Genomic DNA, 11,040 nt, shown 5'->3' on the forward strand with positions numbered 1-11,040 from the left:
CATGGTCGCGCGGGTGGAAGGGCCGGTGCCGTCTTCGGCATCCCGGGGTTTTTACTTCGGGCTGCCTTTCCGCTCGCTCGTCAGCAAGCTTGTCCTGCTGCTGATCATCTTCTGCGCCGTGCCGGTCATCCTCTATACCCAGTTCAGAGAGGCGGACGCGGAGAAACGCTTCCTGTTGATGGAGAGCGTGCGTGAACAGGGCCGGGTTGTTGCCGAAAGCCTGCGGCCGCTGTTGGAACAGCAGGAAATCTCCTCGCTTCCCCTGCTGAACGACGAGGTGGCGCGTTTCGCCACGGATCAGACCGGGGTCAAGATCCTGTTCCGGCCCGTTGGCGAATATGGGGCGGAAAGCTTCTTCTTCGTTGCCTCCCAACCGACCATTGCCCCGACGGAATTGACCGAAGAACGCGACCGCCTGGTGGAGCGGGGGGTCTTCGACAATCTTGCCCAGAGCTGCTGGGGCGAGTTGTCCATGGCCCTGCGTCACCGCCGCCCCTCCGGCGAGGAGGAGTTGCTGACCTCCATTACGCCGATCAATACCGAGGCCGGCTGCTGGGCGGTGATCACCACCCATTCCACGGCCGAGTTCCTCGGCACGTCGATCGATCAGCCGTACTGGAAGACCATTGAAGTGCGGATCGCCGCAGCGATCTATTTCGCCATGGCGATCTTCACCATCGGCCTTTTCGTGTCGATCTGGCGCGGTCTGATGCGGTTTCGCTATCTGGCGCGCTCCATCCGCACCGGCACTTCCGGTCATATCAGCTTCGGCAAGCAGAACCGGGTGCCGGAGTTGGCGCCGGTCGCCGAGGAGTTCGACCGCATGACCCTGGCGTTGCAGGATTCTGCCGAAAGCATCCGGCTGGCGGCAGAGGACAATGCCCATGCCTTCAAGACGCCGATTGCGATCATGCGCCAGTCGCTGGAGCCTCTGCGCCGCCTTGTCGAGCCCGAGGAAGTGCGCGGTCAGAGGGCGTTGGACGTGTTGGAAGTCTCCATCGATCGGCTCGACCATCTTGTCGCCTATGCCCGCCGGCTTGAGGAAACCACTGCCGAGCTGCTGGATCCGCCACGCCAACGCATCGGCCTGACCGAGATGCTGGAGCGCATGCTGGCCGCCTATGCCGACACCTTTGCCAGCAGGCGGCTCATTCTCGATGCCCGCCTGCAGCCCGAAATTTCAATTCTTGCGGGTGAGGATCTCCTGGAGACGGTGCTGGAGAACGTGATCGACAACGCTGTCGAGGTGTCGCCCGATGGTTCGAAGATCATTGTCGAGCTGCGCAAGGTGAATGACCGTGCCGAACTTTCCCTGCTGGACCGCGGGCCGGGCGTACCGCATGGCGAGCTGACACGGATATTCGAGCGCTATGTCTCCCTGCGGTCCCAGCCCGTGGCCGGCGATACGGCGGCTGACGGCGGCGAAGGCAGCCCGCACATGGGCATCGGCCTGTGGATCGTCCGTCGCAACCTTCAGGCGATTGGCGGCAGCGTTCGCGCGGAAAATCGTCCTGACGGGGGCCTCGCCATGGTCATGCGGTTCCCCCTGGCTGCCTAAGAATCTCCTGTTAACTGCCCATAAATATTACAGAAGTTGTTGCGATCCGGTCGCATTTTGAGCCTTTCGCAGCCACAACTTTGACGCACCGCCTGGTTGTGATCGCGGATAGATTAGGCGTGATGCGGAGCAAACATGGATCTCAAAGGCCTGAAAACGGTGGCGGACCCGTCGGTTCGACAGTGACGCAGTTCGACAGTGCGACGGCCAATATGGGACAGAACAGGGGAAGCATTCTGACGGCCCCTCCCTTCGGGTTCTCCCCCGAGCTTCCCCTTCGCCGGCCGGGTGGCCCGACAACCCGGCCGGCACCCTCCGTTCCTGACGGCATCAGAGACAGTCTGCGCCGTTTGCGCGGGCTCCATCTGCGCCTGTCGCTTTGCCGGGTCAGTCTCAGGCAGGGCAGCGACAGCCGCCTGGTCGGCATTGACGATGCCTATCTGATTACCGAACGTCTGGGAGACGGATCCCTCATCGTCATCTTCATTCATCCGCCGGGGGTCAATGACGACGCTTCGGCGGAGCAGGTGCTTTCCCGGCGCCTGTTGGCCTGCCTGCAAAAGCAGGGCCTGGCGATCTGGGCGCTCCGCTTTGCGGCCATGCACTGCGATGCCGCCGCGATCGACGATGGTCATGCGACGCTGGAGGCGCTCTTCGACAAGCCGCTGCGCCCCCTGAACCGGCCCCGCCTGGCCGTTTAACGCCCACCTCCCGCTCAGTTCTACCTGGCTACCGGCGCTGCACTGCGTTCAAGCGCGGGATAGTAAAGGCCCATGGTGACGGCCCTTGCCGCCATGAACAGGGTGAAGCTCAGCCAGAGCCCGTGGTTGCCGAAGGCGGGCACCAACAGCCATGCCGCAGCGAGAAAGCAGATCAGGGACAGGACCATGGCGTTACGCATGGCCGCGGTCCGCGTCGCGCCGATGAATACGCCGTCGAGCAGGAAGCTCCAGACCGATACGAGCGGCGACAGGATGATCCACCAGAGATAGTCTTCGGCAAACTGCCGTACGGCGGCGATGTCCGTAAAAAGCGCGATGATCGCCTGCCCGGCCACGATAAAGAAGAGACTCAGCAACAGGGCCGCGCCCAACGACCAAAGCCCGCAGACCAGTACCGCCTGGCGGAAGGTTCGGCGGTTCTTCGCCCCGTAAGCGCCGCCGACCAGGATTTCGGCGGCATGGGCCAGGCCGTCGAGGCCATGCGAGATGATGGTCTGGAACTGCAGCAGAACCGCGTTTCCGGCCAGGGTCAGATCGCCGAGGCCGGCGCCCTGGGATGTGAACACCCCGAAGGCGAGCAGCAGCATGATGGTCCTGAGGAAGATGTCTGCATTGACCTTGAACAGCGCCAGCAGCCTGCCGCGGTCCATCAGGCGGGTGAGATCCTGACCTCCGAAAACCTGACCGCCCGGAAGGCGGCCCAGGCTGTGGAGAACGATCGTCGCCCCCAGCAATGCGGCCGATACTTCGGCGATCAGGGTGGCCCAGGCGACCCCGGCGACGCCCCAGCCGAATCCCAGAACGAAGATCAGGTCGAGGACGATATTGATGCCGTTCAGAACGATCTGCAGCACCAGGGCGGTGCGCGCCCGCTGGACGCCGAGCAGCCAGCCGAGCACGGTGAAATTGGCCAGGGTCGCGGGCGCAGACCAGACGCGCACATCGAAATAGACCGCAGTCTCGCCGCTTACCGCTGCGCTGGCGTCGACCGCCCAGAGCGCGAAAATCCTCACCGGGGCCTGCAGAAGAATGATCAGCAGGCCGAAGACGGCAGCAAGGGCCAGCGGGCGCAGCAGGGCGGCGCGCAGTTCCGCCGTGTCACCGGCACCGAAGGCCTGGGCGGTGAAGCCGGTCGTGCCCATCCTCAGGAAGCCGAAGCCCCAGAACAGAAAGCTGAAAATCAGGCTGCCGACCGCCACGCCGCCGATAAAGCGGGGATCGGGCAGGTGGCCGACCACGGCGGTATCGACGGCGCCGAGCAGGGGTGTGGTCAGGTTGGCCAGCATGATGGGGCCGGCCAGCTTCCAGACCCGGCGATGCCAGTCGCCGCTTTGATCGCCCGGCCGTCCGCCCCCGGCGCCTGACCGCCCGGCAGCGGGTTGGCCGGCGCTGGCCCTTTCAGAAGGCGGCCTGTCGGGCGTTTCGGTCATGGAGATCGGGCGTTTCTGTGCAAGAGGGCGCTGCGCAAGAGGGCGGGCCGGTCGATCATAGGCCAGGCACAAGGCTCGGAAAACCGTCTCGCTCGGCTTGGCGCGGCGGCTTGTTGTCCCTAAGATGCCGCGCCGCCCCGGCGGGGGCGGAGAGCGATCGACATGTATGCAATCAACTGAGGGGTTGCTGCGGCCCGGAGCACGATCTGGCGCAGCGGTCCCGCGAAAGACGGGGTCTAGGGGCAGATGGCAATCGAGCATCCATATCTTTTGTTTCTCGGCGATGCGCCGGATCAATTGACGGCGAAGACCGCCCAGGGGATCGCCCATTGGCGCCCAGATTGGTGTCTGGGGCAATTGCGGCTGGAGGGCTGTCAGGCCGATCTGGGTTTGCCCGATATGAGCCTGGAGGCGGCCAAGGAGGCCGGTGCCAGGACGCTGGTGATCGGCGTGGCGAACCGCGGCGGGGTGTTCTCGGACAGCTGGATCTCGGTGCTGGAACAAGCGCTGATGCTGGGTTTCGACATCGCCGCCGGGCTGCACAACCGGCTGATCGATGTACCGGCGCTGAAGGCGGTGGCGAAGCAGCACGGCCGCCAACTCTTCGATGTACGCCACCCCGACCGCGAGTTCGAGGTCGCCAGTGGCAGCAAACGCCCAGGCAAGCGCCTGCTGGCGGTCGGTACGGATTGCTCGGTGGGCAAGATGTATGCGGCCCTGGCGGTGGAGAAGGAAATGCAGGCCCGGGGCATGAAGGTCGACTTCCGCGCCACCGGCCAGACCGGTATCCTGATTGCCGGGCAGGGTGTTTCCATCGATGCCGTGGTGGCCGATTTCATTTCCGGTGCGGTGGAGTATCTCTCGCCGGCCAACGACGATGATCACTGGGATATCGTCGAGGGCCAGGGCTCGCTGTTCCATGCCTCCTTTGCCGGGGTTTCAATGGGCCTGTTGCACGGCGCCCAGCCTGACGCCCTGATCCTCTGTCACGAGCCGACGCGCCGGCACATGCGCGGCCTGCCCGACTTTACGCTGCCGGGCCTGCAGGCCTGTATGGATGCCAATCTGTCCGCCGCCCGCCTGACCAATCCGGCGGTGCGCTTTATCGGCGTGGCGGTGAACACCTCGCAGATGCCCGAATCCGAGCGGGCCGGCTACCTGCGCCGCCTGGAGGACGAGTTCGATTTGCCGTCGGTAGACCCTTTCCAGGGCGGGGTGAAGCCCCTGGTCGACCGGCTCCAGCAGGTCTGACGGTGACGGAGCTCAGCGTTACCTCGGAATCCTGGCCGATCCGGGGCAGCTTCACCATCTCGCGCGGCAGCAAGACCAGCGCCGAGGTGGTGGTGGTCGAACTCAGCGCCGGCGGGCATGTCGGGCGCGGCGAGGCGGTGCCTTACACCCGCTATGGGGAGACCATGGCGGGCGTCATTGCCGATATAGAGGCGCTGCGGCCGCGCCTTGCCCAGGGCCTGGATCGCCAGGGCCTGCAGCAGGTCCTGCCTGCCGGGGCCGCGCGCAACGCGGTGGACTGCGCCTTCTGGGACCTGGAGGCCAAGCAGGCCGGGCACCGCTACTGGCAGCTGATCGGCGCCAACGAACCAGGGCCGGTGGTGACCGCCTATACGCTTTCCCTCGACACGGTGGAGGTGATGGCCAAGGCGGCGGCGGACAACGCTGAGCGTCCGCTGTTGAAGCTGAAGCTTGCCGGACCTGAGGATATGGCGCGGGTTGCCGCGGTGCGTGAAAAGGCGCCCCTGTCGCGCATTATCGTCGACGCCAACGAGGGCTGGTCGGCGGCGGACTATGCACAGCTGGCGCCGCAACTGGCGGTGCTCGGCGTTGAGATGATCGAACAGCCGCTGCCTGTCGGCGAGGATGCGGCGCTGGCCGGCATGAAACGCCCGGTGCCGGTCTGTGCCGATGAGTCCTGCCACGATACCGCGACCCTGGCGGGCCTCAGGGGCCGCTACGACATGGTCAACATCAAGCTCGACAAGGCCGGCGGCCTGACCGAGGCCCTGAAACTGAAACAGGCCGCCGAGGCGGAGGGCTTCGGCATCATGGTCGGCTGCATGCTGGCGACGTCGCTGGCCATGGCGCCGGCGGTGATTCTGGCTCAGGGCGCGCCGGTGGTCGACCTCGACGGCCCGCTGCTGCTGGCCGAGGACCGTCCCGACGGCCTGCGTTTCGACGACGGCCTGGCCTACCCGCCCGTAGCGGCGCTCTGGGGGTGACTGGGCGATAAAGTCATGGGCCGTTTCGCTGGGTTTTCGATGCAGGCGGCGAGCGCCGGTTTGCTGGCGGCGCTGGTCGGCTTCGCCAGTTCCTTTGCCGTGGTGCTGCAGGGCCTGGATGCCATCGGCGCCAGCCGTGCCGAGGCGGCTTCGGGCCTCATGGCTCTTTCCCTCGCCATGGGCCTTTGCGGCGTTTTTCTCAGCCTGAAGACCAAGCTGCCGGTCAGCATTGCCTGGTCGACCCCGGGTGCCGCCCTGCTGGCAACCACCGGACCGCTGGCGGGCGGCTTCGCCGCTGCCGTCGGCGCTTTCATGATCTGCGGCGTACTCATCGTTCTCTCCGGCCTGTGGAAGCCTCTGGGGCGCTGGGTCGCCGCAATCCCGGCATCACTGGCCAATGCCATGCTGGCCGGGGTGCTGCTGACTTTCTGTCTGGCGCCGGTGCAGGCCGTGGCCGAGGGGCCGGAACTGGCTTTGCCGATTATCCTTGCCTGGGCCCTGGTCTGGCGTTTCAAGCGGCTCTACGCGGTGCCGGCTGCCCTGGTCGTGACCATCGCCGTTATCGTGCTGACCAACGACCTGCCGCCGTTTGAGAGCGCCTATCTGATTCCCCGGCCGGTGCTGGTAATCCCCGAGTTCTCACTGGCCGCTTTGATCGGCATCGCCCTGCCGCTCTTCATCGTCACCATGGCCTCGCAGAACATTCCCGGGGTCGCGGTGTTGAACGCCAACGGCTATCGTCCGACGCCGGGCCCGCTGTTTGCGGCCACCGGCTTGTTCAGCCTGCTCGCGGCGCCCTTCGGCGGGCATGCGGTCAATCTTGCGGCGATTACGGCGGCGCTCTGCGCCGGGCCGGATGCCCACCCGGATCCCCAGCGGCGTTACTGGGCGGCCCTGGTGTCGGGCGCCTTCTATGTACTGTTCGGCCTGATGGCGGCGGCCATCGCCGCTTTCGTGCTGGCCTTGCCGACCTATCTCATCATGGCGGTGGCGGGTCTGGCGCTGCTCGGCCCCTTTGCGGCGGCCCTGACCGATGCCCTGGGCGAGGCCGAGGATCGGCTCCCCGCTGTGGTCACCTTCGTGGTTACCGCCTCCGGCCTCTCGTTCCTGGGTGTCGGCAGCGCCTTTTGGGGGCTGCTCGCCGGCCTCGCGCTCTACGCCCTGACGCGCTGGCGCGGCCGCCTCTGATTTGGCCTGTCGATTTGGCCGGTGATTTGATTGACCTGACGTCGCCCGGCGTTAGGTTGGACTGAGATGAACCGGGCGATCGATATCTACTGTGAGCGGGTCGGCACGGCTTTCTGGGCCGAGCCGCTGAATGCCGTCAGCAACCTGGCGTTCATTGTCGCGGGAATTCTTCTGGTTATGGCGCTGCGTCGGCAGGACCAGGCGGTGCGGCGCGATCCGGCCATCGGGACCCTGGTGGGGTTGACCTTCTTGATCGGCCTTGGCAGCGGTCTGTTCCACACCTTTGCGGTGCTCTGGTCGGCCTTGGCCGATGTTGTCCCCATCGCGCTCTTCATCCTGCTCTACATGTATCTGTCGCTCCGGCGTCTGGTCGTTCTGCCGCTTTGGATGTGCCTGTTGAGCCTGGTGGCGGTGCTCGCCCTGGTCACGGCGATGCCGATCCTTTTCGGCTTCAGCGTTTCCACCTATGCCGTTGCGCTGGCGGCCATGCTGGGGGTCGGCGGTTTTCTTCATTTCGCCCGCCGCCATCCGGCGGGCCGGGAAATCCTGATCGCCGCCGTCATCTTTGCCGTCTCGCTGAGCTTCCGGACTGTCGACCTGCCGCTTTGCGAGGTGCTGCCCATCGGCACCCACTACTTCTGGCACATTCTGAATGCCGTTGTGCTCTATCGGCTGACCCGGACGATGATGCGCCACGGGGCTCCGTCATAGAACAGCGTTAAGTCGCGCTCTTCAGATAATCGTCTTCAAAGACCACGCGCTCGGCCCCGGTGAAGCGGCGCTGGCGTTCCAGTTCGGCCTCCAGGCGATCCAGTCGCGCGGCGGAGAGTTTTATCTTGGGCTCCAGCCAGAGGCCTTTTACCCGTAGAGCGCCGCTGTCGCGCTCGTGCTTCATGTCGATGCGGCCGATCAGGCGCTCGCCTTCCAGCAGGGGAAAGACGTAGTAGCCGAATTGGCGCTTGGCCGCCGGCACGAAGACCTCGATGCGGTAGTGAAAACCGAACAGCCGCTGGGTACGGTTGCGGTCGCGGATCAGCGGGTCGAAGGGGCTGAGCACTCTAATTCGCTTCGGCGCCTCGGGCAGGTCGTGCATTGGGTCGTTGTCCGCCCAGCAGAAGGCAGCGCGGGGGCGTTCGTCTCCGGCGCCTTTTACCAGCACCTCTTCCAGCGCATCATCTTTCCGGGCCTGGCACCAGGTCTTGGCTTCCTCCGCCGTGACCAGATCCCAGAAAGCGGCAATCTCGCCGGACGTGGCGATGCCCAGGCGGTCGAGTGCCGCCCGGCAGGCCCAGTCGATGATCTCTTCCGATGTGGGCTCGGCATCGCGATGCTCGGCGGCGATGACCCGTTCCGTCAGGTCGTAGACCTTCTGGAAGCCGGAGCGTGCCGCCACGGCCAGCTGGCCGCTGTGCCAGAGATATTCCAGCGCGGTCTTTGAGGGATGCCAGTCCCACCAGCCGCTGCTGCCCTTCGGGGTCTTGGGGTCACCGTTGCCCAGGTCGCGTGCCAGGGCCGGGCCGTTGTCGCGGATGTGGTGGAGCACGTTCTTCACTTCGCTCTCGAAGTCCCCGCGCCGGGTCTTGCCCCAGCGCTCCCGAAGCATCTCACCTCGGACGGCGAAGCGCCTTTTCCAATACGGGAAGAAGCGGCTGGGGATGATCGAGGCATCGTGGGTCCAGTTTTCGAACAGCTCAGCCTCTTTCTCGATAAGCCGGCTGAGCTGTTTATGACGATAGGTCTGGTTGCGCGCGAAGAGGATCATGTGATGAGCGCGCTCCACCGTCTGGATCGAATCGACCTGGACGAAGCCCAGCCGCTCGATCAGCGCCAGCAGGTCCGGGTCGCCGATTTTACGATAAGGCGAGTCTGAAAGCCCCTGGCGCTGCAGGAAAAGCCGCCTCGCCGAGCGGTTGTCGATGATCCTTGGGTTCATGCCTTGCGCCGAATGCCTCAGCTTCTGTTGCGCCGCCAGCCGCCGCGCCGCCGTGGCTGGCAGAGGTGCCGGGTCATGCGGTCTTCGGGAAAGGTCGCGGTTTCCTTCAGCATCTCGATCACGCGCCCGCAGGGGCCGCCGGGCTGCGGCGCCTCGCCCAGACGATAGTCGTCGATCAGCCGCCGGGCCGCCCCGGCCGGATCGCGCCCGTCGCCCAGGCGCAGGACCCAGGTGAGGACGACATCTTCCGCCGGGCCGGGAAAAGCTTCGCCCATCTCCAGAACCTCGCGGATGATGCCGCCGGGATCGTCGGGCGAGTCGTGCTCGGAGATGTAGCGTATGGCCATGGGTCGGATCCTGGGTCCTAAATCCGCTGCAACAGGTTCAACCGGCTGGGTATCTCGAACCAGAAGGCGCCCTCACGCTGTTCTCCAGCCGCCATAAAGGCCTGCCGCAACGACTCTTCCGCCGCCTCCACTGTGGGGCGCCGCTTCGGGTCGACCGCGATCAGGCCGTCACGGAAGGCCTCAAAGCTCGCCACGCGATGCGGGGCGCGATAGCGGAACTCCTCGACCTCTTCCAATTCCTCATCGGCGCAGGCCGCTTGCAGGGCTTCATAGGCCTGCGCCCGCACCTCGGTCTCGTCTTCGATGGGCTGCACCAGCGCGAAGTGCGTGCCTTCGGCCAGTGGCTCCTGCACGTAGACAAAACCGCCCGGCCTGACCACCCGGGCGGCCTCGTCCAGCGCCGCGCCCTGAACCTCGACCGGAACGTGGTGCAGGGCGTTGAAATAGACGACGGCGTCCAGGCTGGCATCGGCCAGGGGAAGCTGCTCGCCGAAGGCGCAGAGGTAGGACTCATCGCCGGCCGGCTCCGCCGCGCGGGCCCGCGCCAGTTGCTGCGGGCCGGGATCGATGCCGAGAACCGCCGCTCCCGCCCTGGTCATAACCCGTACCAGTCCGCCGTCGCCGCAGCCGACATCGGCCACCCTGGCGCCGGCCAGGGCAAGATGTTCCCGCAGGACGGCGGTATGCTTAAGAAGGGGCGGTTCACTCATAGAATCTCTTACCGGCGTTGCTCGCTGCGCATTCTAGGCGCCGGTGGCAAGCCTCCGCCAGTCTTTCGGGTCTTCAGGGGCAAGCCAGGTGCCAGCCCCCTGACAGAACGGCCAGCGCCTTGACTTGTCGGGCGCTGCTGTCTTTCATCGGTCGCACAGAAGGGAGCCGGTGACAGCAATGCAGATCGCGACGGAAGAGGCCTGGTATCGCACGGCAGGGGCGGGTGACGGCATCACCCACATCTGGGAGCCCTATATCAAAGAGTTCTACCGTTGCAACATCTGGCATGTGCGGGGCCGGGACCGCGACATGCTGGTCGATTCCGGCATGGGGGTGGTCAGCCTGCGCGGGCAGATCGGGGCGCTGGCCGAGCGGCCGCTGACGGCGGTTGCCAGCCACACCCACTTCGATCATATCGGCTGTCATCATGAGTTTCCTGAGCGTGCCGTCCACAAAGACGAGGCCGCGCTGATGGCCGCACCGGGACGCAAGGAGACCTTGGCGGATCCTTATGTGACCGACGACATCTTCACCGCCCTGCCGCCCGGCGACTACGTTTCGGAAAGCTACGAGGTCACGCCGGCGGCGGCCACACGGCTGCTGGAGGACGGCGACGTCATCGATCTCGGCGACCGCCACTTCTCGGTCGTTCATACGCCCGGTCATTCCCCCGGGGGTATCATGCTGTTTGAAGCGGCGAGCGGCGTTTTGATCTCAGGTGATACCGTCTACGACGGGCCCCTTATCGACGATGCCTATCATTCCGATCTCGCCGTCTATGTCGCGACCATGAAACGGATCCATGACCTGCCGGTCCGCGTTGTACACGGCGGCCATTTCCCCAGCTTCGACGGCGCGCGCTACCGCAGCCTGATCCGCCAGTTCCTTGAGGAAAAAGGAGCCTAGGGTCTTTTCGA

General features: G+C 65.5%; 11 protein-coding genes. 7 read left to right on the forward strand and 4 right to left on the reverse strand.

What is annotated here, in order from left to right; genetic code table 11:
• The first annotated feature begins 1 nt into the window (after position 1).
• Positions 2–1,558: a sensor histidine kinase gene (locus HBA54_RS10625; RefSeq protein WP_167224256.1), complete on the forward strand. Its 1,557-nt coding sequence runs from the start codon at positions 2–4 to the stop codon at positions 1,556–1,558.
• 119 nt (positions 1,559–1,677) lie between these two features.
• Positions 1,678–2,259 (forward strand): hypothetical protein, encoded by a 582-nt coding sequence (locus HBA54_RS28685; RefSeq protein WP_205944560.1) that lies wholly within the window; start codon positions 1,678–1,680, stop codon positions 2,257–2,259.
• Positions 2,260–2,279: 20 nt separating this feature from the next.
• On the opposite strand, the gene HBA54_RS10635 is transcribed toward HBA54_RS28685, so the two are convergent.
• A complete protein-coding gene (locus HBA54_RS10635) occupies positions 2,280–3,710 on the reverse strand; it encodes an MATE family efflux transporter (RefSeq protein ID WP_167224260.1) in 1,431 nt (476 codons plus the stop codon).
• A 246-nt stretch (positions 3,711–3,956) separates the two neighbouring features.
• Between HBA54_RS10635 and dgcN the strand changes: the two genes are divergently transcribed.
• The 4 genes from dgcN to HBA54_RS10655 all read left to right on the forward strand — a co-directional run bounded on the left by dgcN (position 3,957) and on the right by HBA54_RS10655 (position 7,843).
• Positions 3,957–4,961 (forward strand): N-acetyltransferase DgcN, encoded by a 1,005-nt coding sequence (gene dgcN, locus HBA54_RS10640; RefSeq protein WP_167224261.1) that lies wholly within the window; start codon positions 3,957–3,959, stop codon positions 4,959–4,961.
• 2 nt (positions 4,962–4,963) lie between these two features.
• Positions 4,964–5,944 carry an N-acetyl-D-Glu racemase DgcA gene (dgcA, locus tag HBA54_RS10645; protein ID WP_167224263.1) on the forward strand — a complete coding sequence of 327 codons (981 nt, stop codon included), beginning with the start codon at positions 4,964–4,966 and terminating at the stop codon, positions 5,942–5,944.
• 15 nt (positions 5,945–5,959) lie between these two features.
• The gene (locus HBA54_RS10650) at positions 5,960–7,132 is read left to right on the forward strand and encodes a benzoate/H(+) symporter BenE family transporter (RefSeq protein WP_167224265.1); all 1,173 of its coding nucleotides are present in this window, start codon (positions 5,960–5,962) and stop codon (positions 7,130–7,132) included.
• A gap of 66 nt (positions 7,133–7,198) precedes the next feature.
• The gene (locus HBA54_RS10655) at positions 7,199–7,843 is read left to right on the forward strand and encodes a ceramidase domain-containing protein (protein ID WP_167224267.1); all 645 of its coding nucleotides are present in this window, start codon (positions 7,199–7,201) and stop codon (positions 7,841–7,843) included.
• 7 nt (positions 7,844–7,850) lie between these two features.
• Here the strand turns inward: HBA54_RS10655 and HBA54_RS10660 are convergent, their stop codons facing one another.
• Genes HBA54_RS10660 through HBA54_RS10670 form a run of 3 tightly spaced genes read right to left on the reverse strand, consistent with a single transcriptional unit; the run spans position 7,851 to position 10,122 of the window.
• Positions 7,851–9,065 carry a winged helix-turn-helix domain-containing protein gene (locus HBA54_RS10660; RefSeq protein ID WP_167224269.1) on the reverse strand — a complete coding sequence of 405 codons (1,215 nt, stop codon included), beginning with the start codon at positions 9,063–9,065 and terminating at the stop codon, positions 7,851–7,853.
• A 17-nt stretch (positions 9,066–9,082) separates the two neighbouring features.
• Positions 9,083–9,412, reverse strand: a complete 330-nt coding sequence (locus tag HBA54_RS10665) for a hypothetical protein (RefSeq protein ID WP_167224271.1) — start codon at positions 9,410–9,412, stop codon at positions 9,083–9,085.
• Between the two features lie 17 nt (positions 9,413–9,429).
• On the reverse strand, positions 9,430–10,122 hold the full coding sequence (locus HBA54_RS10670) for a class I SAM-dependent methyltransferase (RefSeq protein ID WP_167224273.1): 693 nt from the start codon (positions 10,120–10,122) through the stop codon (positions 9,430–9,432).
• A 178-nt stretch (positions 10,123–10,300) separates the two neighbouring features.
• Here HBA54_RS10670 and HBA54_RS10675 point away from each other — a divergent pair, with 178 nt between their 5' ends.
• Complete coding sequence (locus HBA54_RS10675) at positions 10,301–11,029, forward strand: MBL fold metallo-hydrolase (protein ID WP_167224592.1); 729 nt, start codon at positions 10,301–10,303, stop codon at positions 11,027–11,029.
• The last annotated feature ends 11 nt before the right edge of the window (positions 11,030–11,040 follow it).

The sequence above is a fragment of the Pelagibius litoralis genome, from assembly GCF_011683915.1.
Taxonomy (GTDB): domain Bacteria; phylum Pseudomonadota; class Alphaproteobacteria; order Kiloniellales; family Kiloniellaceae; genus Pelagibius; species Pelagibius litoralis.

Bases quoted from the DNA above. Each gene is read 5' to 3' on its own strand.
- HBA54_RS10650 (WP_167224265.1), top strand. From the start codon at position 5,960: ATGGGCCGTTTCGCTGGGTTTTCGATGCAGGCGGCGAGCGCCGGTTTG.
- HBA54_RS10660 (WP_167224269.1), bottom strand. From the start codon at position 9,065: ATGAACCCAAGGATCATCGACAACCGCTCGGCGAGGCGGCTTTTCCTG.
- HBA54_RS10635 (WP_167224260.1), bottom strand. From the start codon at position 3,710: ATGACCGAAACGCCCGACAGGCCGCCTTCTGAAAGGGCCAGCGCCGGC.
- HBA54_RS10675 (WP_167224592.1), top strand. From the start codon at position 10,301: ATGCAGATCGCGACGGAAGAGGCCTGGTATCGCACGGCAGGGGCGGGT.
- HBA54_RS10655 (WP_167224267.1), top strand. From the start codon at position 7,199: ATGAACCGGGCGATCGATATCTACTGTGAGCGGGTCGGCACGGCTTTC.
- HBA54_RS10665 (WP_167224271.1), bottom strand. From the start codon at position 9,412: ATGGCCATACGCTACATCTCCGAGCACGACTCGCCCGACGATCCCGGC.
- HBA54_RS10625 (WP_167224256.1), top strand. From the start codon at position 2: ATGGTCGCGCGGGTGGAAGGGCCGGTGCCGTCTTCGGCATCCCGGGGT.
- HBA54_RS10670 (WP_167224273.1), bottom strand. From the start codon at position 10,122: ATGAGTGAACCGCCCCTTCTTAAGCATACCGCCGTCCTGCGGGAACAT.
- dgcN (WP_167224261.1), top strand. From the start codon at position 3,957: ATGGCAATCGAGCATCCATATCTTTTGTTTCTCGGCGATGCGCCGGAT.